Source organism: Syntrophales bacterium (assembly GCA_023229765.1).
GTDB lineage: Bacteria > Desulfobacterota > Syntrophia > Syntrophales > UBA5619 > DYTH01.
In genome coordinates this window covers 1-22007 of the sequence record JALNYO010000035.1, presented here as the reverse complement: position 1 = coordinate 22007, position 22007 = coordinate 1, and the positions used below count along the sequence as shown (strand labels likewise).

General features: G+C 49.0%; 22 protein-coding genes. 14 read left to right on the top strand and 8 right to left on the bottom strand.

Annotated elements, in window-relative coordinates; translation table 11 throughout:
• Positions 1–31: 31 nt before the first annotated feature.
• From M0P74_14590 to M0P74_14575, 4 genes are read right to left on the bottom strand one after another with little or no spacing between them, the layout of a single operon-like run.
• Complete coding sequence (locus M0P74_14590; protein MCK9364812.1) at positions 32–1540, bottom strand: methyl-accepting chemotaxis protein; 1509 nt, start codon at positions 1538–1540, stop codon at positions 32–34.
• Between the two features lie 21 nt (positions 1541–1561).
• Positions 1562–2728, bottom strand: a complete 1167-nt coding sequence (locus tag M0P74_14585; protein MCK9364811.1) for an ABC transporter substrate-binding protein — start codon at positions 2726–2728, stop codon at positions 1562–1564.
• On the bottom strand, positions 2725–3147 hold the full coding sequence (locus tag M0P74_14580; protein MCK9364810.1) for a hypothetical protein: 423 nt from the start codon (positions 3145–3147) through the stop codon (positions 2725–2727). The genes M0P74_14585 and M0P74_14580 overlap by 4 nt, the downstream gene beginning before the upstream one ends.
• Before the next feature lie 44 nt (positions 3148–3191).
• Positions 3192–3719, bottom strand: coding sequence for a chemotaxis protein CheW (locus tag M0P74_14575; protein ID MCK9364809.1), 528 nt, complete (start codon positions 3717–3719; stop codon positions 3192–3194).
• 224 nt (positions 3720–3943) lie between these two features.
• Between M0P74_14575 and M0P74_14570 the strand changes: the two genes are divergently transcribed.
• From M0P74_14570 to M0P74_14555, 4 genes are read left to right on the top strand one after another with little or no spacing between them, the layout of a single operon-like run.
• Positions 3944–4378 carry an ATP-binding protein gene (locus M0P74_14570; GenBank protein MCK9364808.1) on the top strand — a complete coding sequence of 145 codons (435 nt, stop codon included), beginning with the start codon at positions 3944–3946 and terminating at the stop codon, positions 4376–4378.
• 11 nt (positions 4379–4389) lie between these two features.
• Positions 4390–4749 (top strand): STAS domain-containing protein, encoded by a 360-nt coding sequence (locus M0P74_14565; GenBank protein MCK9364807.1) that lies wholly within the window; start codon positions 4390–4392, stop codon positions 4747–4749.
• Positions 4750–4781: 32 nt separating this feature from the next.
• Positions 4782–5165: an STAS domain-containing protein gene (locus tag M0P74_14560; GenBank protein ID MCK9364806.1), complete on the top strand. Its 384-nt coding sequence runs from the start codon at positions 4782–4784 to the stop codon at positions 5163–5165.
• Positions 5162–6910, top strand: a complete 1749-nt coding sequence (locus M0P74_14555; GenBank protein MCK9364805.1) for a GspE/PulE family protein — start codon at positions 5162–5164, stop codon at positions 6908–6910. The genes M0P74_14560 and M0P74_14555 overlap by 4 nt, the downstream gene beginning before the upstream one ends.
• Before the next feature lie 65 nt (positions 6911–6975).
• Here M0P74_14555 and M0P74_14550 read toward each other — a convergent pair whose 3' ends face one another.
• Positions 6976–7761, bottom strand: coding sequence for a TatD family hydrolase (locus tag M0P74_14550; GenBank protein MCK9364804.1), 786 nt, complete (start codon positions 7759–7761; stop codon positions 6976–6978).
• Positions 7762–8221: 460 nt separating this feature from the next.
• Between M0P74_14550 and M0P74_14545 the strand changes: the two genes are divergently transcribed.
• Positions 8222–10795: a GAF domain-containing protein gene (locus tag M0P74_14545; protein ID MCK9364803.1), complete on the top strand. Its 2574-nt coding sequence runs from the start codon at positions 8222–8224 to the stop codon at positions 10793–10795.
• Positions 10796–10804: 9 nt separating this feature from the next.
• On the opposite strand, the gene M0P74_14540 is transcribed toward M0P74_14545, so the two are convergent.
• Positions 10805–12013, bottom strand: coding sequence for a class I SAM-dependent RNA methyltransferase (locus M0P74_14540; protein MCK9364802.1), 1209 nt, complete (start codon positions 12011–12013; stop codon positions 10805–10807).
• 473 nt (positions 12014–12486) lie between these two features.
• On the opposite strand from M0P74_14540, the gene M0P74_14535 reads away from it, so the two are divergent.
• The 3 genes from M0P74_14535 (at position 12487) to M0P74_14525 (ending at position 15042) form a co-directional block, all read left to right on the top strand.
• Entirely contained in the window at positions 12487–13644 is a 1158-nt protein-coding gene (locus M0P74_14535; protein ID MCK9364801.1) for a TraB/GumN family protein, read from the top strand.
• Between the two features lie 11 nt (positions 13645–13655).
• A complete protein-coding gene (locus tag M0P74_14530) occupies positions 13656–14480 on the top strand; it encodes a rhomboid family intramembrane serine protease (protein MCK9364800.1) in 825 nt (274 codons plus the stop codon).
• A 157-nt stretch (positions 14481–14637) separates the two neighbouring features.
• Entirely contained in the window at positions 14638–15042 is a 405-nt protein-coding gene (locus M0P74_14525; protein MCK9364799.1) for a DUF3568 domain-containing protein, read from the top strand.
• Positions 15043–15048: 6 nt separating this feature from the next.
• Here M0P74_14525 and M0P74_14520 read toward each other — a convergent pair whose 3' ends face one another.
• Entirely contained in the window at positions 15049–16236 is a 1188-nt protein-coding gene (locus tag M0P74_14520; protein MCK9364798.1) for a class I SAM-dependent rRNA methyltransferase, read from the bottom strand.
• Positions 16237–16247: 11 nt separating this feature from the next.
• The gene (locus M0P74_14515) at positions 16248–17498 is read right to left on the bottom strand and encodes an acetyl-CoA C-acyltransferase (GenBank protein ID MCK9364797.1); all 1251 of its coding nucleotides are present in this window, start codon (positions 17496–17498) and stop codon (positions 16248–16250) included.
• A 550-nt stretch (positions 17499–18048) separates the two neighbouring features.
• Between M0P74_14515 and M0P74_14510 the strand changes: the two genes are divergently transcribed.
• The 6 genes from M0P74_14510 to M0P74_14485 form a co-directional block, all read left to right on the top strand.
• Entirely contained in the window at positions 18049–18408 is a 360-nt protein-coding gene (locus tag M0P74_14510) for a putative toxin-antitoxin system toxin component, PIN family (protein MCK9364796.1), read from the top strand.
• A gap of 264 nt (positions 18409–18672) precedes the next feature.
• The gene (locus tag M0P74_14505) at positions 18673–18945 is read left to right on the top strand and encodes an HU family DNA-binding protein (protein ID MCK9364795.1); all 273 of its coding nucleotides are present in this window, start codon (positions 18673–18675) and stop codon (positions 18943–18945) included.
• Between the two features lie 87 nt (positions 18946–19032).
• Complete coding sequence (locus tag M0P74_14500; GenBank protein MCK9364794.1) at positions 19033–19476, top strand: hypothetical protein; 444 nt, start codon at positions 19033–19035, stop codon at positions 19474–19476.
• A gap of 227 nt (positions 19477–19703) precedes the next feature.
• Positions 19704–20345, top strand: coding sequence for a flavodoxin family protein (locus tag M0P74_14495; protein ID MCK9364793.1), 642 nt, complete (start codon positions 19704–19706; stop codon positions 20343–20345).
• Positions 20346–20493: 148 nt separating this feature from the next.
• Entirely contained in the window at positions 20494–21099 is a 606-nt protein-coding gene (locus tag M0P74_14490; protein ID MCK9364792.1) for a DNA-3-methyladenine glycosylase I, read from the top strand.
• A 502-nt stretch (positions 21100–21601) separates the two neighbouring features.
• A partial coding sequence (locus M0P74_14485) for a transposase (GenBank protein ID MCK9364791.1) occupies positions 21602–22007 on the top strand: 406 nt, incomplete at its 3' end.

The following is a 22007-nucleotide window of genomic DNA, read 5'->3' as shown; positions in this document are numbered from 1 at the left end:
CGTTGCTGCATCACCTGATAATGCGCATTCTTTAACCAACGCGGAAGGTTGCCACCATTCCCTTAAGATCTTCTGATAACTGCGCTAGTTCCCTGCTGATTTCGCTAATCTGACGGATGGAATCGGAGTTCTGGTTAGAACCAGAAACGATCTCCCGCAACGCCGTAACAACCTGGCTGCTCGCCGTTTTCTGCTGCTGGGTGGACAGGGATATCTGTTTTGCCGCCTCCTGGGTTGACTGTGCAGCATCCACGACGTCCATAAGCGCTGATGCGGTCTGAGTCGAATGGTTCATCCCTTCCTGAATTCCCTTAGAACCTTTCTCAGAGGCAATTACCAAGCGGTTGACAGCCTCCTGTATCTCGTTTATCTTAGACTCGATCTCACCGGTGGATTCCATAACGCTGTCCGCGAGCCTCCGGATTTCAACGGCAACGACACCGAAACGCTTTCCCGCCTCTCCGGCACTCGACGCCTCAAGCGCCGCGTTAAACGCAATGAGTTTGGTCTGGTCGGCGATGGTGTTGATAATCTCCATGACTTTGGAAATTTCCCGCGACTTTCTTCCCAAGGCAACTATTTCATGGATGCTGTTCTCGTTATCGGTATGGATTTCATTCATCTTCATACTGATTATCTCTACTGCCGTCGCACCCTTTTTCGTGTTTTCCCAAGTCATTGTAGCAATATCCACCACCGATTTTGCGTGTTCGGCTATCTGCGTGGAAGAGGTGGATAGCTCCTCCATCGTGGCGGTGATCTCCGCCACCGCGGCCGACTGCTCGCTGGAGACCGTCGCCTGCTGCTCGACGGACACCGCGATGTTATTCGCCAACGAATTAACACTCATAGTGACGGTCGAAACCTTGGACATGAGTACCTTGAGTTTTTCCACCATATTTTTAAAGGATGAGATGAGCTGCCCTATTTCATCCTGACCGGCGTCCTCAATCTGCACCGTGAGGTCTCCTTCCGTCAATTTATTCGCAAGATCCACCGTTCTGCCAAGCGGACGGGTGATGACGTTGCGGACAAAGAAGGTTATGCCGACACTGAGCAAAATGAGGGCAATCGTCATGGCGGCGAGCATTATCCAAACACTTCTATTCACAATCGCCGCTATCGCCTTTGCGCTGTAACCAATGGCAAGAAGGCCTATAGTTTTGCCGGAAGCATCAACGATTGCCTGCTCATAGTTCATCAACGATGCCGTATCGTTAGGCTTCTTCGATGTGACGGTCAGAGGCTTTTTGTTTTCGTCATAAAAGACGGCATATACCAGGTCCGGGTCCTTTATTGCCTCCTGGACGAAAACATCCAAAGCGCCGAGGTCGTAGTTGGTGTAGTAAAAGACACTCGTCTTTGCCATGTAATGAACCATGCCCTTTCCTCTTTTCTCCATCTGGGCGCGTATTGACGAATTGCTGATGCGAACGTTGATCGCCGTCAGAACGGCGAACAAGATCACTATAAATATGAGGCTGTAAATGAAAAATTTCTTGCCGATTTTATCGAATTTTAATAGCTTGTGAGTATTCATTTTTTCCATCCTTCTGAGCAATTATTTCACCAGTACCGCCTTGCCGCCGGATATCTTAGTCATATATACTTTATTGAGAGCCTGATGATTGTTCGGCGCATACGCAAACGTCACGCCGCTTGCATCGATGTTCAGGTTCTCCGCTGCCCTCGCGAATGATTCCCGCGTCAGGTTTTGGCCCGCTTTTTTCAAAATTTCCGTGAATACCAAGGCGTCGATATACCCTTCAAGGTCGGTAAAATCGAATTCATTATAACCGGCGGCTTTCATGTCCGCCTGATACTTACCAATTATCTGCAACGAAGTGTCATAAGGCGAAGGCACAGACTGCGTCACGAGAACTCCGTCGCCTGCCGCCCCAAGCGCTTTTATAAGCGCCCCAGTGCCTACAAAGGACACGTTCAGAAAGACCGGATTGAACTGTTCGGACTTTGCCTTCCTGATGAATGCCGTCATGGCCTTGTATGTGCCGACCATGCTGACTGCCTCGGGATTCGCTTTTTTTATCTCAGCAAAACCGGCGTCTATATTTTCAGTGTTTCTCTCATAAAGACCTTCGCCCGCAATAGTCATGTTCCGTTTTTTAAGCGCCTTAATGATGCCCCCCTTAACTGCCAGGCCGTAGGCGTCATTCTGAATGAAAATGCCAATTTTTTTTATGCCCTGCTTTCGAGTCAGGTATTCCACTTGAGCTTCTGCTTCATCAAAATAACTGCTGCGCACATTGAAGATGTATCTGTTGACCGGATTTCTGAGAAACTCTGCGCCCGTAAAGGGGCCAAAAAAGATAATTTTTTCTCTATTGATCAAAGGGATGACGGACGTTGAAGTGGGGGTTCCCACATACCCGAAAAGGGCAAATACCTTGTCCTGGGAAATCAATTTCTGGGTATTGGCAACAGTATTTTTTGGCTCATAAGCATCGTCGTAACTGATCACTTTGATCCGGCGGCCATTAACGCCACCGGATGCATTGATCTTGTTGAAATAGACCATGGCGCCCTTTTTTACACCTGTTCCCAGGGCGGCCGCAGGGCCTGATAGTGCATTGGACATGCCCAGCACGACCTCGTTGCTGCTGACGCCGAACTCAGCGCCCGCGTTGTGCGAAAAAAGCAAAACTGCAAACACCATAAATATGAATATCCATCGGAACCCCCTGTGGCCGGCACCCCTTTCTCCGTTCATTCCCGCACCTCCCTGATATTTATTGGCTTTAGCATCTGTTGCAATCTTCCGCCTTGCCTTTCCCTCAGCCTGAGAAAATCAACCAGCAGAATAATTCCATGATTTCCGGGAATGGCCCCCCAAAACATGCGCATTCCACTGTTCATAGCAATCAGAGGCGGCATGGGCTGGATGGACCGCACTTTCACGGAAGCAATATCTTCAGGATTGTCTATCAATACGATATACGGCTCCTTCTTGTCTTTAATCATGATTGCCTTCGGAGCGTGATACTGTATTGTCGTTTCACAAAACGAGATCATCTCATGAAAACGATACACTGCAAGTCCGTACCCCTCTGCCCGATCTACCTCCATCACCTCAGCTATCTGGTCCGCATCCACCCCCATCCTGACTCCCATCACTGTAAAGGTCAGCATCGAGATCTCCTCCGGGCAACGGATCCTCTTTACGGCCTGTCCTTTCATAGGTTGATTTTCCCGAATATCTTTCCAATATCGAGGATAGTTACGAGCTTACCCTTATGAGTAAATTCCCCTGATACGAATTCCTTGATGGATTTTGACAACGTATCGAGGGGGGGATTGACCAAACTGGCAGGGATATCGAGTACCTCTTCAATGGAGTCGACGAGTATCCCCGAACGGATTCCGTCTGTAACGGTAAGGGCGATGCGGCTGGTTGGTGAGTTTTCTGAATCAGGGAGGCCTAAAAACCTGTTGATGTTGATAACCGACTCGATCTCACCGCGGACGTTGATGACCCCGGGTATGAACTCGGGCGAACCGGGCACATAATAAATGGTCAGGAGCGGCAGTATTTCCTTGATGTGTTCACCGTAAAAGGCATAGAAATCTCCGTGCAGGGAAAAAATAACGACCTTGACCTTCTTTTCCTCCACATCGACGATCCTTTCCTTCTCTTTGCGACGCATGATCCCATCAAGTATTAGATCGCTTTTATTCGTACCTCCGGTTGTTTCGTTTGACATCTCAACGTCCTATTTTAGAAGGTAGGATAATTATGTGGTGACTTCAAATCATTTTGGGCATCAATCAGACAATTGCAGCCTTTCATAATTTGCTGGCAATGTCAATAATATTATGTTATTGGTACAAAAAAAATACGGCTGATGATCTCGCCACCGTAAAGAAAAGCTTGGCCCCAAAAGGGAATGATTGAACCCGGTAACCGCGTTATCCTGTGGGCATTGTATTGAATATCGCAATTAAGAACAGCACGCTTACAATTGAGTTTGAACCCAGCTTTGACAATGTCGACATTGCAAGATCTGCAATTACCGGTATCTGTCAAAGCGCATTTCCAAAACCGGAATTAGAATCTCTGACGATGGATTTCTCTCTGGCTGTGACAGAAGCAATGACTAATGCCGTCGAACATTCAGGAACCAAGAGGGTAATCGTACAGATTGTCGTTGCGGCCACCTCTATTATCTTCAAAATGACGACCGATGGCGTTGAATTTGACCCCACTGCGCCTGTGTTATTTCCCGATCTGAACTCTTCCAGCGATTTGCCGGAAGGAGGGTTCGGCCTGGCACTTATTAGAGAATTAGTTGATCGCACAGCGTATGAATATCGAAACGGAAAGAATATTTTCACATTGGAAAAGACATTTGCTTATCCATAGGAGGGATCAGGATGATGGAATATACTATCACAACCGAAGGTGAAGTCGTCTTAATAAATCTCTCAGGCCGCTTTGTGCGAAGTGTGGGTGAAGAGTTAAATGCAAATATTTCCAAACTGATTGATAATAATTTTCGTTATCTTCTTATCGACATGAGCAACATCCCTCTAATCGATAGCTATGGCATTACTGTATGCATGTCATGTAACAAATTGGTGGAAAACAGCGGTGGTCTTCTCGTTTTCATCAATTTAAGCCAAGCCGTCGAGAAGGTCTTCCACATAACGCGCGCAGACCAGAAGTTTCGTATTGCTAACAATAGGGACGAAGGCATGAAATCGATACAGGAAGAGATAAACAGGAAGAGATAAAAACGACCAGAAAAGTTAAATAGCAGGCCATTGTGGAGGTGGATGTGATGGAGTTTAATATAAGCACAGAAATGGGTGGAGACATTGTGGTTGTTGATATGGTGGGCAGTTTATCGGCTAGCAATATAGAAGAATTTAGAAGCCAGGTTTCAAGATTGGTGGAAAAAAAATACTGTTATCTCATGCTGGATATGAGTAATGTCAATTTTATGGACAGTTCAGGTCTTGGCTCGTGTATGGCAGTACACAAACAGCTTTCTGAGAAAAACGGTATTGTTATATTCGCCAAGCCGAGCGAGCAGGTCAAAAAGATATTCCGAATAACAAAAGCGGAGCAAAAGCTCAATATTGTACCGACAAGAAATGATGGCGTAAAATCTCTATATGAAAAGATGATGGGGTCAAAACAGAAATGAGCAACCAGAAAAAATTAGGCGAAATATTAATAGAAAAACAGATCATCACTACCGCGCAACTTGAAGAAGCGCTTAAGCGACAGAAAGGACTTTCTCTCCGGTTGGGCGATACCTTATTACATCTTAAGTTTGTCAGCGAAAATCTCTTGCTTGAGACCTTAAGCGAGTACCTGGGGATAGAATTTTTAAATATAGCCGAAAACGACTATCAAATGATAGATAAGTCATTGTCGAGGATGCTTCCTCTTGATGTGTGTCAAAAGTATAAGGTACTTCCTCTTTTCCAAATAGTTGACGAGGACACAAAAGAACTTTCGCTCGCCATGGCAGACCCTTTCCTGGAAGAAGCCATTAAAGATGTAGAGGCAATAACCGAATTCCATGTGACCCCTGTACTCGCTACCAGCGCAGCGATTTTGGGAGGACTCGGTAAATTATATGCAATTAAAACAGACTTTAAGATAGAGCGTTACATTCTCGAAAAGGAAGACACGGTCTCACTTGTTAATAAAATCTTAGAAAAGGCTGTCTCATACGGAGCAAGCGACATACACGTCGAGCCTCACAGAAATGAAGTGCACGTCAGGATGAGGATTGACGGCGTTCTGGAGGTAGCTTCAACATATCCTTCCGCGTATCATACTGCCGCCGTATCCAGAATAAAGATCATGGCCAGTGAAAACTCATCATCAATGAAGATTGATGAGAAGCGGCTGCCTCAGGACGGTGCATTCTCAACCAAAATCGTCGGCCATACAGTCGATTGCAGGGTTTCAACTATGCCGACGCTCTTCGGAGAAAAGGTTGTCATGAGGCTTTTCGATAAAGACACGGATGTCTATATTGGACGTATCAAAGATCTTAAACTGTCCCCCCGCATGGAGGTGCAGTTCCGGCGCTGCGTAAGGAGACCGAGTGGAATAAACATTGTCACCGGCCCAACCGGAAGCGGTAAAACAACTACCTTGAATGCAATAATAAATGAGATAAACAGCGCCGATTTAAACATAATAACCATTGAGGATCCGGTGGAGCATCAGGCGCCGGATTATGTTAACCAGAGTTCCCTGATGCCACAGGCTGGCTATACATATACCCGTGCCCTGAGAGCGATGATGAGGCAGGATCCGGATATTATCCTTATTGGTGAAGTAAGAGATCTCGAAACTGCTGAAATAGCCGTACAGGCCGCACTTACCGGACATCGTGTATTTACAACCCTCCATACTGAAAATGCGGCGGGTTCGATTATGCGATTAATCGATATCGGCGTAGAGCACTTTCTTGTTTCCGCCGTCCTTTCTTCTGCCATAAATCAACGCCTTGTCAGAAAAATATGCAACAGGTGTTCGGAAGAGTATATCCCTACCAAAATAGAGCTCATGGATATCGGAATCGATAAGGAAATTGCCGATGAAATACTTAAAGATCCTCACCAATTTAACCTGAGGAGGGGCCGAGGGTGCGAGCATTGCCGCAAAACAGGATATCATGGTCGTCAACCGGTCTTTGAACTTATCACCGTCACTCAGGAGATAAGGGACTTAATATATCGCAAACAGGGGTCAGCAGATACCATAGCTCTGACGGCGAGGGACAGACATGGCATTAATCTGATATTTGAAGAAGGACTGCGACTTTTTCTTACAGGCGTTACCACCTTGGGAGAATTGCAAAACCTTCCCAAAGGCGATTATAAAGTGAAATCTCCCAAACAAATCCTTCTGGATTCTGCAATGCATTAAAATCACCCCGACCGCCTCAAGATGGCGGGCTCCTCCAAAAAAATTCATGGCAACCATGTTTTCTTTCAAAAGCCAAATAGTCGTCGGGTATTCAGCTCCGTTGCCGCCTCCAGTTCCTCTGCCGTAAGACCCCTGATTTCCGCAACCCGCCTTGCTGTCTCGACTACCCAGGCGGGCTCATTGCGCTTTCCTCTGAAGGACTCCGGGGCGAGATACGGGGAGTCCGTCTCTACCAGGAGCGCATCCGCAGGCATATACCTTGCAACTTCCCGCAGTTCTTCAGATTTTTTATAGGTAACGGGGCCGGCAATAGAAAGATAAAATCCCAGGTCTATACACTTTTTCGCCATTCCCCGGTCTCCGGAGAAGCAGTGCAGCACCCCGCGCAGCCGCCCCTTTCTATGCCCGAGAAATTCAAGTGTCTCCGCATGAGCCTCCCGATCGTGAATAATAACCGGAAGCTCAAGATCAATCGCCAAGTCAAGCTGCTCGGCAAAGTGCTGGAATTGCAGTTCCTTAGGAGAGTGGTTGTAGTAAAAATCAAGTCCGATCTCCCCGATGGCCACAACCTTATCCCTCCGGGCAAGCACCCGCAGGGAGTCATAGGTCATTGCGTCAATGTCTTTCACCTCATGGGGATGAACCCCGACCGACGCATAAACAAGATCATAAATACCGGTCATTTCCATCGCCTTGGCGCTGTCAGGAACGCTCGTTCCCACCACAATCACCGCGACAAGGCCGGCAGCTCTGGCTCTCTCCACAACCTCATCCCGGTCTTCATTGAATTCATCCATCTCCAGATGCGCGTGGCTGTCGATCATGGTTTTTATCCTCCAGGTTGCATTCATTTCAATGCATCTTCTTCCCCCAGAGCAGTGCCTCTTGTCAAGAGCGGATGCCGAAAGGGAACCGTAAAATTCATGATTTCCCTGCTTTTTGTTCTCTCCTGAAGGGGTTCTGCGGGTGTGCGACAAATTTATGGGTATCATATTCTTGCAGAAACTTATCCCCCCTTTGGCAAAGGGGGGCAGGGGGGATTCGTAATAAAAGCAAGAGGATATTTATTCTCCATCAAATATCCCCCAACCCCTCTTTGCTAAAGAGGGGTGTAAAACTGCTCTACCAATAAATTTGTCGCAGACCCGGATTCCGATATTTTGTTGCAGACACTTTTTTTCTATGTTACTTTCCTTCAATATTTGCTACTGTAAAAAAGGCTTGGACCAAGTATTTTGTGGTTCGAACGGTTGGCGCGTTTAGTTTTAGATCTTCTCTCGAATTTACCGGATAAGTTAAACGATGAGCATCATGGAAAAAATACCTTCCCTATCACTTGAAAATAAAAATCTTCGCTACCGCCTCACCCTTATCTTCTCCTTCTTCTTTTTTACCCCTTTTCTGGGCCTGTTATACTTCGGGCTGAAATATGACCTTATCAGGGACAATTTCCTGCCGCCTTTCGTTATTCTGTTGTTAATATCGTTGCTCATCGGATACGTTCTTATCCGTCGCGTCTTCGATCGCATCAGCGGCATTTACCACCAGGCGGGCGATTTGACCAAGGGACTCGATGGCCTTGACCACACTGCTTTTAAAGACGAATTGAGTGGAATCCTCGATTCATTCCAGGTTGTCAATAACGAACTGAAAAACAGTTTTGGAGTCATGGAAAAAAGGACGGCGCAACTCTCCACGCTCAAAGAACTCTCTGATCTCTGCTACATCACGTTTGATAGTAATGATCTTTTTTCGATTACACTCGAAATGGCAATGAAACTGACAAAAGCCGACATCGGTTCCATTCTTATGCTGGAAGGAAAAGAACGCGAAACCCTTGTCGTGCGCGCCAGTTACGGCATGGAAGAGATTGTCCATATAGGGGACCGAGTGGACTTTTCGACAAGCATTGCCAAATACGCCGTTATCAACAAGTCCCCATTGCTCGTTGACGATATTGAGAAAGACAAGCGTTTTGGCAGGGAAAACCGACCGCAGTACGCGACAAAATCCTTTCTCTGCATGCCGTTAAAGGGCATGCAGGAGGTCTTTGGAGTCCTTACCCTCTCCCGGCGGGCGGAAAACATCCCTTTTACCGCCGATGATGTCGAAGTCCTGACCCCTCTTATCAGCAATGCCGCCATCACCCATGATAATCTCCATCTCAGAAAGGATTACCACAACAGTCTTCAGCAATTGGAGACTTACGCAGACACTTTAGTGATTCTCGGCTCCAGTTTGCGCAATGGGGAACTGCTTCATGCCATTTTGAACCGAATCCAGAAAGACATCCCCTTTGATATCGCGGTAATATTCGAAATACCTAAAGAAAATACCGAACAGGCAACGGTTTTGGACATTACCACCACGGTTCCGACCGGACTTCTTGCCGAATCGCGATACGATTTTATCGGCTCGTCGATAGAAGTGCCCCTGAAACAGGGAAATATCCTGTCGATAAAAGACGCCATGGAGCTGAAACATCCACTCGATCAGAACATTTTCAACAATCATTTCGTAAAAGAAGCGGTGCTGGCGCCTTTGAAAATCGGGGGAAGGGTAATTGGGATAACCGTTTTCGGCTCTCTTGCTTCGGGCGGTATCAACAAGTATGAAAAAGAGATTGGCGATATCGCGTCGCTTCTCTCCATTGCCGTCGAAAAGAACCGTATTTACTCTGCGCTTTACAAACGGCATCAGGAAATGGATTCCATCCAGCAGATAGGTGGCATTCTTGCCGCGTCCACCTTCGACCAGCAGGAAGTCCTCAAGCATACAATAGAGATGATTCAGACAATCGTCAATGTAGAAGCGGGCTTTCTCATGCTCCTGGAAGGAAATGCACTGTCATCAAAAATCGCCTTCCATGTCGATCCCGCAATCGACATGGGGCTGCTTCTCTCAATTCATATACCCTTCGGCCAGGGGATAGCCGGTTATTCGGCGGCGCGCGGCGAAGCGATTATCGTTCCCGACGCGCAGAAATCCCGACATTTTAACCCCGACTTCGATCTGCAGGCCGGTTTTCAGACCCGCTCCGCGCTCTGCGTCCCCCTTATCTCCCGGGGACGGGTACTGGGGGTAATCGAGACCATCAACAAGATAGATGGCGATTTCAACGATAATGACCTGCATCTGCTACAGTCGATCGCAACCTCGGTCAGCATCGCCCTGGAAAATTCGCAGCTTTATCGCGAGACCCTCTCGATGGCCGAGCATGAAAGGGAAATTCGAAAGATTTTTCAAAGGTTTGTTCCTCACGAAATCGTTGATCAAATTATCCATAACGCAAAAGAAGGCAAACCGCTTCCGGAAGAGTTAAAGACAATCACCCTTTTGAACATCGACATCCGTAATTTCTCTAATCTTTCCCGAAAGCTGGGGCCACAGCGAACGGTGGCTATTTTAAACCGTTTCTTTGCAGAAATGGGCGAAATCATCTTCAGCCACAGCGGAATCGTTGACAAATACCTGGGCGACGGCTTTTTGGCCCTTTTCGGGGCCCCGATCTCCAGCGGACAGGATGCTGAAAACGCCGTCCGGGCGGCCCTGGAAATGAAAAATAGATTCCTCTCCATCAGCGACTCTCTTATAAGTGAGATCGGGTATCCACTTGCGATGGGAATCAGTGTCCACACGGGAGAGGCGGTCGTCGGCAACATTGGCTTTGACAAAAAAATGGATTACACCGTCATTGGGGATTCGGTGAATGCCGTCTTTCGCCTGCAGGATCTGACCAAATCGCGGCCAAACAGCATTCTGATCAGTGAAAAAACATCAAGGGCGGTAGTATCGCCCATCCTGGACGTCCAGGAAACGGGCAAATGCGATCTCGGCAGCACCCTCGGAGAACTTTTCATTTACGAACTGCTCGGTTTAAAATAACCCTTGCCTTCAAGCACCGTCTCTGGTCAAAAGCGCGACGGCCTCAATATGCGCAGTCTGGGGAAACATGTCCAAAGGCTGGACAATTTCCAGGCAATAGCCACTGCTCGCCAAGCGCTTGACATCCCGAGCCTGCGTCGCTGGATTGCAGGAAACATAGACAATGCGCTGCGGCTGCAGGGATGACAGGGCTTCTATTACCCCCTCGCCGCAGCCATCGCGGGGTGGATCGAGGATAATGACATCGGCCCGTCGCCCGGGTGCAACAAATTCCCTGTTCAAAATAGCGGCGGCATCCCCGTGATAACATTTTGCCTCCGCAAGCCCCGCTCGCTTTAAATTTATCCGCGCGCAGCGGACAGCCTCTTCATCGCCTTCTACGCAGAAAAGGCTGCCGACTTTCCCCCCGAGAAAAAGTGAAAACAGGCCGACACCACCGTAGAGATCAATTACGGTTTCACTGCCGGAAAGTGAAGCCATTTCCACTACCTGTTCAACAAGCCGTTCCACAAGAAAGATATTGGCCTGAAAGAAACCCCGGCCGGGAACCGTTATTTGCTTTCCCGCCACAACCCTTAAAATGTCCGGAGGTTTTCCGGCTCCGACAAAAACAGCGGTCGGCGGTTCTTCTGGTTCGTCCGCCCAGATGACCTGTCGTTCGCGCGGCGCGACAACAGAGCCGTTTTTTATCCCCGTTTTTAACGCATTGAGCTTGAGGTTGATGGATTCATCCGCAATGAGGCATCCAGCGACTTCAACAATCTGATTACTCTTTGCCGCCATAAGCCCCAGGCGCCTTGTTTCCCGGCTGCCGCTGGAGAGGTGAAATTCGACCTTTCCCCGCCAGCCCCAATGTTGAGGAGACTGCATAACCGGGGCCACCGGCGGAAGGGAAATACCGGCGGTTCTTTTCAGCGCCTCCTCGATCTGCCGTCTTTTCAGTTCCAGTTGATACGGGTACTCTATGTGCTGCATGGCGCAGCCGCCACAGCGGCCATAATAGGAACAGGGCGGGACAAAACGGTGCGGAGATGGTTTCAGTATCCGGACAATCCTCCCCTTTCCGAAGCGCTTTCTGAGCTCCGTAATCTCGATTTCGACTTCGTCGCCATCGACGGCAAAAGGAACAAAGTAAACAAAATCAGCAACCCGGGCAACACCGTCGCCCCCAAAGGCGACATCGTCTATTTTTACGCTGATTATTTCTCCAATCTTCACATCCACCCCCTGAACGGTTGACGGTTGACGGTTGACGGTTGACGGTTTCCGGTTCACAGTTTCCGGTTCACAGTTTCCGGTTCACAGTTTCCGGTTGACGGTTGACGGTTACCGGTTCTTATTCAACCTAAGAAGTTATGTTTGATGCTCTCGTCAAAAGTCTCAACTTCCCTCCCCCTTGATGGGGGAGGGTTAGGGTGGGGGTGATAAGTTACTGTATTTCCGTCTGTTCTTTCCCCATCCCCTTCATCCCCTCCCGCAAGGGGAGGGGAAAATTGACTTTTGACGAGTTCATCATGTTTTGTCAACCGTAAACTGTCAACCATAAACCGGTAACTGGTAACTGGTAACTGGTAACTGATAACCGGAAACCGTCAACCGTAAACCATTTATGAACATTAATCTACGCTTTCCCTTTACAACCTACATAAATATTGCTAAAGAGCGGCCACAAAAAAGGAGATACGAACCCTTTGGAACATCAAAATGTCAGTCACATAAAACTCGCAGACCGGGAGATCATCCTTGTCGGCACGGCCCACGTTTCACGCGACAGCATTGAGCTGGTTGAGCAGACAATCGATCTGGAAAAGCCGGATACCGTCTGCGTTGAGCTTTGCAAACCCCGCTACGACGCGATCCGGCAGCGGAGCAAATGGCAGGATACCGACATTCTGAAGGTCATTCGGGAGAAGCGTTCCGGCGCCCTGCTTTCCCAGCTCATCATGGCCTCGATGCAAAAAAAAATCGCCCAGAAATTCCATATAACCCCCGGCGCGGAGATGCTCAAGGCTATCGACCGGGCGGAGACAAACGGCGCCGAACTGATCCTTGCCGATCGGGAGATTCGGATTACACTGCTGCGCGCCTGGCGCATGATGGGATTCTGCAATAAAATGAAATTCATTCCCGATCTCATCCTCTCTTTTTTCTCCGACGAAGAGATCACCGAAGAGGAGATTGAAAAGCTCAAACAGCAGGACGTGCTTGAATACGCACTCAAGACAATCGGGGAAAAACTCCCCCGTCTCAAGGAAATCCTGATCGATGAGCGGGATCTCTACCTGGCTCACACCATAAGCCATGCCCCGGGCGCCCGGATCGTCGCGGTTGTCGGCGCCGGCCACGTACCGGGGATAACAAGGCATCTCGGAGAAGAGATCGATCTGGAATTGTTGAATAAAGTACCGGACAAGGGCGTCTGGGGGAAATATGCCGGCTGGATTTTTTCGCTGGCCATTGTGGGAATCTTCGTTGCCGGCTTCTTCTATTCCGGCTCTGCCGCCAGCTTGAAAATGATCGGCTGGTGGTCAGCCATCACCGCCTTTTTCGCCGGCTTGGGCGCCCTTGTCATGCTGGCCCACCCGCTGACGATTGCCGCCTCGGCGCTTGCCGCCCCGATAACAACCCTCCACCCGCTGATCGCTGCCGGCTGGGTAGCGGGATTGGTGGAAGCAACGTTTCGCAAGCCGCAGGTTAAGGATTTTCTCGCGCTGCCGGACGACATTGTCTCCGTCCGGGGATTCTTCCACAACAGGATTACCAGGCTGCTGCTTTTGGTTGCCATTGTAAATTTGACCACCTCGATCGGGACCTTTTTAGCCATTCCGATGATTATGAGGTTTCTGTAAGGATATCAAGGATGAGCGAAAAAAAATCAATGCTCTGCCCGAATTGCCGGAGGCTGATCAGCAAAGATGAGCCTGCCTGCCCCTACTGCGGCTATGCCAATCCCGGCGCGTTCTGGAAAAAGGCCTTCGCCGGCAGGACATTGCTGGGCGGTTTCGACCCGGTCCTGGCTATTATTATTGTAAATTCCGTTTTTTATCTCTTGTCGTTGCTGATCGATCTGAGCGCGCTGGGCCTGGCGATTAATCCGATGACCTTTCTGTCTCCCTCGGAAAAGAGCGTCTTTCTGCTCGGGGCCACCGGAACCTTTCCGATCGGCTATGGACGCTGGTGGACATTATTATCCGCGTCATACCTCCACGGGGGACTTCTTCATATCCTCTTTAACATGATGGCTCTCCGGCAGCTTGCCCCCTTCGTCATCGACGCCTTCGGGCTGAACCGTTTTGCGATTCTCTACGTCTGGACCGGGGTTGCGGGGTTCTTTTTATCCTGGCTGGCCGGGGTGCCCTTCACCCTCGGAGCCTCCGCCGCCATCACTGGTCTGATCGGCGCCATTGTTTATTACGGCAAGAGCCGCGGCGGCGTCTATGGAGAGGCCATCTATCGTCAGGCAATGGGCTGGATCGTCGGCCTTGTCCTCTTCGGACTTTTTCTCCCCGGGATCAACAACTGGGCTCATGGCGGCGGCATCGTCTCGGGCATCGCCATCGCCTTTCTTGTCGGCTACGACGAACAAAGACGGGAGACGGCCTTCATCCGGACGATCGGAACGGCAAGCATTCTTTTGACAGTGGTTACGCTCCTTTGGGCCGTATTGCAGGCTTTCTACTTATGAACGCTTTCGGCATAGCTGTAAAAAGCCCTCTTCCCGCCGTTTGCCTTCAGCCTAAGCAGCTTCAGCCTCACTGCGTTAGCAGTTGCGATTTTAATAGCACTGACGTAAAATAATTGCGGAGAGAATACGGAATCAAGCAAGACGGGAGGAAATTATCATGAAAAAGAAATTATCAGGCCTATTTATTGCTGTCGCCGCTTTGCCCTTACTTTTCGGCTGCGATACAGCACTGACAGTGGGTTCAAAAACAGTGGGAATCCGCTCCGGTTCATTTCTTTACGAAGACGGCTATCTGCGGACCACTTACCACTCTCAATTTGAAACCGTCTGGGCCGCCTGCGAAAAAACCCTTGCGGGCTTAAAGGCAACCGATATCGAACGGATCCGAAAAATTTCCCAGGGAAATTTCACGGCCCTGCTGATGGATGAAAAAATACGGATAAACGTCGATTATGTAGAAAAAGGGACAACCGCCGTATCGGTCATGGCGGGCTCCTCAGGAAACAAAATCGCCGCCCAGCTCATCCACGACCGGCTTGCGGAAAACCTGAAAACGCCTTAGTTTTTTCTAAGTTGTCAAACAAAGGAGCAGTCCTTTCAGGTAGCGCCCCTCCGCGTGGGCGAGGTTCACGGGGTGGTCGGGGCCGGCGCTTGTTTGACAGAGAAGCTGCGCCGTTTTCCCCGCATCGCGCACCGCTCCGAGAACGATCTTGCCGAAGAGCTCCTCATCAATATGGTTCGAACAGGAGAACGTTGCCAGCAGCCCGCCTTCGGCAAGACGTCTTGCCGCCTGCATGTTGATCTCCTTATAGCCGTGCGCGGCCCGGTTCAAGTCTTTGCGGGACTTGGCAAAGGCCGGAGGATCGAGGATTATGACGTCATAGGAATCAGTTGTCTGACGGAGGAATTCGAAGCAGTCGGCGGTCAAAATCGGGTGCAATTCGGAATTTAAACCATTGCGGCGGAAGTTTCTTGCGGCAATCTCGTTTGCCGTTGCCGAAGCCTCGACTGAGACCACACGTTTGGCCCCGCCACGTACAGCGTAGATCGAAAAAGCCCCGGTGTAAGAAAAGCAGTTGAGAACGGAGGCGCCCCTGCTGAGTCGGCCAATCAGTTCGCGACTCACCCGCTGATCGAGAAAAAAGCCTGTCTTTTGCCCCGCCTGGATATCGACCTCGAAATGAAGGCCATTTTCCAGTATCTCCAGTGCCTCCGACGTCCCGCCGACTGCGGGGCCAATCCGCTCCGCCAGACCTTCCAGCTTCCGTGAACGCCCCTCGCTGCGTTCATAAACCGTCCTGACGCCAGTCTCTCCCGCAAGAAGTTCAATCAGGGTATCGCGCCATCTGTCCATCCCCGCCGTTCCGATGCTGAAAACCAGGCAATCCCCGTAGCGATCGACAACGAGGCCGGGCATTTTGTCGCCTTCCGCATTTACAAGCCGGTAGGCATCGGTATCCGGCGGGATAATTTTCCTCCGCAGGGCCAGGGCCTCCAGAATCCTTTGCCGCCAGAAATTTTTATCAATAATTGTCGAAACATCTTCCGTCAAAACGCGAAAGGCAATATCGCCATAATTGAAGAAACCGAGGGCAAGCGGCTGACCGGCATTGGTTGTCGCCAGCACGACCTCCCCCGGCGCTATCCCCTTGTCCGCTTTCGCCAGGGCGCCGGAAAAAATCCACGGGTGGCCGTGCAGAAGGGGAACCTCCCGACCCTTCTTGATGACGATGCGGGGATAATTAATGCTATTCATGGTCGCCAATGTTAGATTATCTCTATCGCGGTCGCCATCGAAACCCCGCCCCCGCCGCAGAGGGTGGCGAGCCCCAGCGTTTTGCCTCTTTTCCTCAGCGCGTGGATCAGGGTGACGATGAGTCGGGCGCCGGTGGAACCGACGGGGTGGCCAAGGGCGACCCCAGAGCCGTTGACATTGGCGATTTCCCTGTTCAAACCGAGCTCCCTTTCACAACCAAGATACTGGGCGGCAAAGGCCTCGTTTAGTTCGATCAAGTCAAAATCTGCGAGTTTCAATCCGGAACGGTCGAGCAGATTCTTTACCGCCGGGACGGGGCTAAGCCCCATCACGGAGGGGTGGCAGCCGCCGCGGCCGATTGCCTTGATCCGCGCAAGTGGTTGCAAACCAAGTTCTGCGGCCTTACGGGCGGACATGATCAAAAGCGCGCTGGCGCCGTCGTTGATCCCTGCCGAATTTCCCGCGGTGACCTTGCCGATTTTGGGAATGAAGGCGGGCGGCAGGGCGGCCAGCGCGGCCATCGTCAGACCCGGGCGAAAATGCTCATCTTTATCAAATATTACCGGCGGCTTTCCCTTCTTCTGGAGAATCTCGACCGGAACAATCTCCTCGCGAAAGTCGCCTTCCCTCGTCGCCCTCTCCGCATTGTTGTGGCTCCGGAGCGCCACTTCGTCAATCTCTTCCCTGCTCAGATTGTGTTTTTGGGCGATAAGCTCCGCGGTAACCCCCATGATGTAGGGCTTGCCGCGGAATAAATCGACTATCGGCCCTTCCTTGATCGGCCCGTTTTCTGGACCAGGAAGCAAATGAGAACCAGCATAAAGGCCGTGAATAACGGAATCGACAAGGGTCTGATCCTGCAGACGGCATCCCCAGCGCGCATTCGGTATCACATAAGGGCCGCCCGACATGTGCTCCATCCCGCCGGCAAGAATGATATCGGCCATGCCAGCCTGGATCATCGCCATCCCGGAAACAGTCGCCTCCATCCCGGAAATGCAAACCCTGTTTACCGTAACTGCCGTTACCGTCTCCGGGATTCCCGCCATCAGCGCGGAGACGCGGGTGACGTTCAGCGCGTCAACCGGTTCCATGCAGCAGCCGAAACGGACATCGTCTATTTGAGCGGCATCGATTCCCGCCCTTTTTACCGCCTCTTTCATCACGACGCTGCCGAGCGCGGCGCAACCGAAATCGCGCAGCGAACCCCCGAAACCCCCTATCGCCGTTCTGCAAGCTGATACGATAACGACATCTTCCATAATTTTTTCTCCTTCGTTAGAGTTATGGTCTGTTGCCAGCTTATATCTCATAACGAAACATCAGTCCACCGATAACCTGCCGGCGTCAACCCGGGGACATAATACCATTTTTCTTCTCATTACCAAGCTCCCTGAATATTCAAGACTGATACTGGCTCCACAATTGTTCCCCTCGTCAGCCAAATCCTGCCGGACGGCTCTGCCTTCCTGATTTTGCCGTGGGTTCATGTGGAACATCTGACCATTCGACATGTGTTTCCGGTAAATTATCGTCTTAACTTTTTATCGTTGGCGTGATATATGTCACGCCAGTAATCCGTAAATTTTAGTTTTGAGGTGCAGCAACGAATAATCCAACCATCGAATTGAACCGCCCACAGCTCGTATCTGCACTATCGCAGTTCTCCCCGGAAGCACTGAAAAAGGTCATAGACGATCTGTTCCGCAAGAAGCTCTACAAACCGCATTCTCTGGATGAAATCACCAGAGAGGCATCCGCCATGGTCTGCACGGCCAAACTGGGGCCAGAAACGGTAGAGGAAGCGGTGAAATGGGCACGATCTCAAAAATAGTTATCGACGCCAATGTATTCATATCCGCCTTTGGGTGGGATGGAAAACCTGAAGCGGTGTTGCGCTTCTTGGAACAGCAGCATATTCTCAACTACACGACCGACGATATCTATGATGAGCTCCGTCGTGTAGTTACCTATCCCAAACTGAAGTTTTCCGCTTCACTGCAAGCCAAAATTCTTGAATTCGGCTTCTGTTGGTCAACAGTTTACAGAATTCCTGCCTTGAGACCTTGCCGTTGCGGATTTCGTCCTTGGTCAATTGCCTTTTTTCAATCTCAGTTTTTTCCATGTAGCACCTCCGTTAAGTTTAATTTACTTAACAATTTCTATATGTAACGGAGGGAATAACTGATTAGTCAGGGGTGATTGGTTGGTAGTTTTGTAAGCGACAAGAAACAAGGGCTATATATAAATCCGGCGTCAGGGGCCAGCTCGCGCCGATGCAAACCGCTATTCTTAAAAAAACAAAGCATTTGAACCATTATCAATAATGTTGTTTTCACTATAAATATGGTATAATCACAACGAATATCAGGCAATAAGGCTGTAACAATGGGTATTGCGGTCGGCAGTAATAATAAACATAGGGAGGGAAAATCGATGAACAAAGGAGATCTGGTTGGTGAGGTTACGAAGGTTGTCGGCAAAAAAAAGGTAGCGGAAGATGCGGTCAACTGTGTTCTGGATTCAATTGCAGCATCTCTACATAAGGGAGACAAGGTTACCCTTATTGGTTTTGGTACTTTCTCAGTAATTAAGAGAGCTGCCCGCATAGGAAGAAACCCTCAAACTGGCAAAGCTTTAAAGATCAAGGCCAAGAAGGTTCCGAAGTTTGTTGCCGGAAAGAAACTCAAAGATACAGTGGCAAAATAGTATTATGAGGGCTTTTAACGAGTCCATCAATGTTGAAAGCCCTCTTTTCATCCCATAAATGGTCCCCTATCAATGAAGGAGTCCCCTATGAAGAGAATGTCACGCATCTATTTCAATCCAGCTACAAAGGAAATTGAGCTGGAAGGTTCAGAGGAATTTATCAAAACCTATTTCGACAAACTTCAACAAATGCTGTCAGAATTTTCCGGGAAAGTAAAAGAGGAACCGAAAGCGGCAACAGCTCTTCCCGCTGAAAGGATAATGGTCAAGAAGTTGGCAAAAGTAGAAATCCCGGCGCCGCAAAAAGTTATCAAAGCCGCTAAAGAAAAAACCATCGAGAAACAAGGTAAAGGAAACTTTACAAATACGGTCATTGCCCTCATTCAGGACAGCCCAGAAGGGATTACGTTATCTGAATTGATGGAAAAAGCTGGACTTACAGCGAGGCAAGTCATAACCATTACATCCCGAGTGGCAAAGCTGGGTAAGATAAAGAGAGCGAAACGAGGGACTTATGTGGCAATCGGGTAGCGACGTCAGGTGCGACTAAACTTCCTGAGATTAATTTACCCGTAGATTCTTTGATCATCCAACATTTTAAATAGTAATTTGTGATTGAGGCTGACACTACGAGTACGCTATGCATCTCTACACAATTAAATATCAGGCATAGGAGACAGCGGCAACTATAGACGGCTCCTTCCTTTTGTCTTTTATTATCAGTCCCTTTATCATAAAAAATGAAATGGAGAAGTTATATGATTAAAGTGCTCGGTATTCACTCCAGCCCGATCAATAAGGGTAATACAGCTTGGGTTCTTGATTATGCGCTTCAGGAAGCGGAAAAGGTGGAGGGGATTAAAACGGAATCAGTTGCTCTGACAGGTTTAACAATTGCAGACTGCAGGCAATGCAACTGGTGCATGACGAAGCAGACTCCCGAAAAACTGTGCTCAATAGAAGACGATGCAAACCCGATCCTGGAGAAAGTGAGGGACTGCGATATTTTGATCCTTGCCTCCCCAGTTTACTTCTCAAGGCTTTCAGGGACCATGGCCTGTTTCATTGATCGGACTCGATGTTTCACTTTCGGTAAAAACGGCCACCTCTCACTCAAAGGAAAAATCGGGGTAGCATTAGCTGTGGGATGGTGCCGCAACCTAGGAATTGAAATGACCTTGGCAAGTCTTCACGGCGGTTTTTTGGTACATGAAATGATTGTTCCTTCCTGCCATGCCGCCGGGGCTCTTTATGGCGCCGCTGTCGTTTCGGGACAAAGAGACGAAACATTTGCCTACAAACGGGAAAAGTTAGGGGTTAAAGATGACGTCGAAGGTCTCTACTCGACGAAACTCCTTGTCCGTGAGGCAATCCGAACGGTCAAACAGTTCAAAAATTAGAGATAAACAAAAAAAGTAAATTGTAAGTACCTTAACCCTGAAACCCTGCTATAAAAAACAAAAAATTATTCAGGCAAATCTTAACTGATAATTCCTGCATGTAGGATTTAGAGAATGAACTTTTCGTTAGAGATAAGGCCCAAAACACATGACAAACAGATGTGAATGGTGCGGCAATGATCCGCTGTATATAAAGTATCACGACAACGAATGGGGTATGCCTCTGCATGACGATCGTCTCCTCTTCGAGTTTTTAATTCTGGAGGGCGCCCAAGCAGGTCTGAGTTGGTTAACAATCCTCAAGAAAAGAGAGAACTATCGCAAGGCATTCCATGAATTTGATCCGCAGAAAATCGCTTCGTATTCGGAGATGGATGTTCAACGGCTTCTTTCAGACTGCGGTATTATCCGCAATCGCCTGAAAATTGAATCTGCGATCAGAAATGCTCAAGGAATACTGGAAATTACGGATGAGTTCAGCTCTTTCGATGCTTTCATCTGGCGGTATGTCGATTATCAACCCATACAGAATGCTTGGCGATCGTTAGAAGAATTGCCCGCAAGAACCGAACTGTCGGACACGATAAGCAAAGGCCTGAAGAAACGCGGTTTCACCTTCTTTGGGTCCACCATTTGCTATTCTTTCATGCAGGCAGTTGGTATGGTAAATGATCACATCGTTGGTTGCTTCCGCTATGCTGAATTGCAGAAGACGTCCAAAGACAAATCCAGCGCATGTGATAAGTGGATGTAGCACACATTTTACCCTGTCCTAACGGAAGGGACAGCTTGCAATTAGCGGCATCCCAAAGCTTTCGCCGAATATCACCATTCATTTTCCCCATATAAAATTTACCGGCATGAAACGGCTTTGAGCACACTTTTCATGAACAGCAAGAGTCTGGCACAATTCATTTTATTGTAGCCGGTAACGCAGGCCGAGGATTTTTTGTAGCAGAGTTCAACCCGTAATGCTTGTCAAAAAAACATGCGCTTCTTACGCAGAACACCTTGTGTTCTTATAAACCAAATGTTGTAAACTACCCTGGGGCACCGGGGTAAAATGGGAGGAGTGAATCTGTATAACACCTGATGCCAGAGAGCATGATTTGTAGAGTAGATCCTCCTCCCACTGCTTTGTTCATAACTCGTACGGTATCATAAACCTTCCCTGATGGGAATGAGTTTGCACTTGCAAGGTTGATTAGAACGAAGCTTTTTTATCGAGAGTGATATTTTTTGAGGGAGGTATTTCTATGTCAGTAGCGGTTCTTGGGATAGATATTGCGAAACAGAAGTTCGATGCCGCACTTCTTGTAGAGGGGAAGACAAAACATAAAACCTGCAAGAATTCGGCGGAAGGTTTTGAGACGTTGAGGCTCTGGCTTGAGAAACAGGGAATTCAAGAGGTCCACGCCTGCATGGAAGCCACGGGCAACTATGGAGAGGATCTGGCGATCTATCTTCATGAGGCCGGCCACATGGTCAGCATTGTCAACCCTGCCAGAATCAAAGGATTTGCGCAGAGCGAACTTCTGCGCACCAAGACAGATAAACTTGATGCCGCCTTGATTGCCCGATTCTGTCTGACTATGAAACCAGGTGCATGGATTCCGCCTTCACCGGAGATCAGATCTCTGAGAGCTTTGGTCAGGCGGGTAG

What these genes read in the sequence shown, in the direction of transcription:
- M0P74_14550 (MCK9364804.1), bottom strand. Translation starts at nt 7,761, where the DNA reads ATGAATGCAACCTGGAGGATAAAAACCATGATCGACAGCCACGCGCAT.
- M0P74_14500 (MCK9364794.1), top strand. Translation starts at nt 19,033, where the DNA reads ATGAAGAGAATGTCACGCATCTATTTCAATCCAGCTACAAAGGAAATT.
- M0P74_14565 (MCK9364807.1), top strand. Translation starts at nt 4,390, where the DNA reads ATGATGGAATATACTATCACAACCGAAGGTGAAGTCGTCTTAATAAAT.
- M0P74_14495 (MCK9364793.1), top strand. Translation starts at nt 19,704, where the DNA reads ATGATTAAAGTGCTCGGTATTCACTCCAGCCCGATCAATAAGGGTAAT.
- M0P74_14490 (MCK9364792.1), top strand. Translation starts at nt 20,494, where the DNA reads ATGACAAACAGATGTGAATGGTGCGGCAATGATCCGCTGTATATAAAG.
- M0P74_14555 (MCK9364805.1), top strand. Translation starts at nt 5,162, where the DNA reads ATGAGCAACCAGAAAAAATTAGGCGAAATATTAATAGAAAAACAGATC.
- M0P74_14530 (MCK9364800.1), top strand. Translation starts at nt 13,656, where the DNA reads ATGAGCGAAAAAAAATCAATGCTCTGCCCGAATTGCCGGAGGCTGATC.
- M0P74_14590 (MCK9364812.1), bottom strand. Translation starts at nt 1,540, where the DNA reads ATGAATACTCACAAGCTATTAAAATTCGATAAAATCGGCAAGAAATTT.
- M0P74_14525 (MCK9364799.1), top strand. Translation starts at nt 14,638, where the DNA reads ATGAAAAAGAAATTATCAGGCCTATTTATTGCTGTCGCCGCTTTGCCC.
- M0P74_14575 (MCK9364809.1), bottom strand. Translation starts at nt 3,719, where the DNA reads ATGTCAAACGAAACAACCGGAGGTACGAATAAAAGCGATCTAATACTT.
- M0P74_14510 (MCK9364796.1), top strand. Translation starts at nt 18,049, where the DNA reads ATGGGCACGATCTCAAAAATAGTTATCGACGCCAATGTATTCATATCC.
- M0P74_14580 (MCK9364810.1), bottom strand. Translation starts at nt 3,147, where the DNA reads ATGCTGACCTTTACAGTGATGGGAGTCAGGATGGGGGTGGATGCGGAC.
- M0P74_14520 (MCK9364798.1), bottom strand. Translation starts at nt 16,236, where the DNA reads ATGAATAGCATTAATTATCCCCGCATCGTCATCAAGAAGGGTCGGGAG.
- M0P74_14545 (MCK9364803.1), top strand. Translation starts at nt 8,222, where the DNA reads ATGGAAAAAATACCTTCCCTATCACTTGAAAATAAAAATCTTCGCTAC.
- M0P74_14515 (MCK9364797.1), bottom strand. Translation starts at nt 17,498, where the DNA reads ATGGAAGATGTCGTTATCGTATCAGCTTGCAGAACGGCGATAGGGGGT.
- M0P74_14505 (MCK9364795.1), top strand. Translation starts at nt 18,673, where the DNA reads ATGAACAAAGGAGATCTGGTTGGTGAGGTTACGAAGGTTGTCGGCAAA.
- M0P74_14585 (MCK9364811.1), bottom strand. Translation starts at nt 2,728, where the DNA reads ATGAACGGAGAAAGGGGTGCCGGCCACAGGGGGTTCCGATGGATATTC.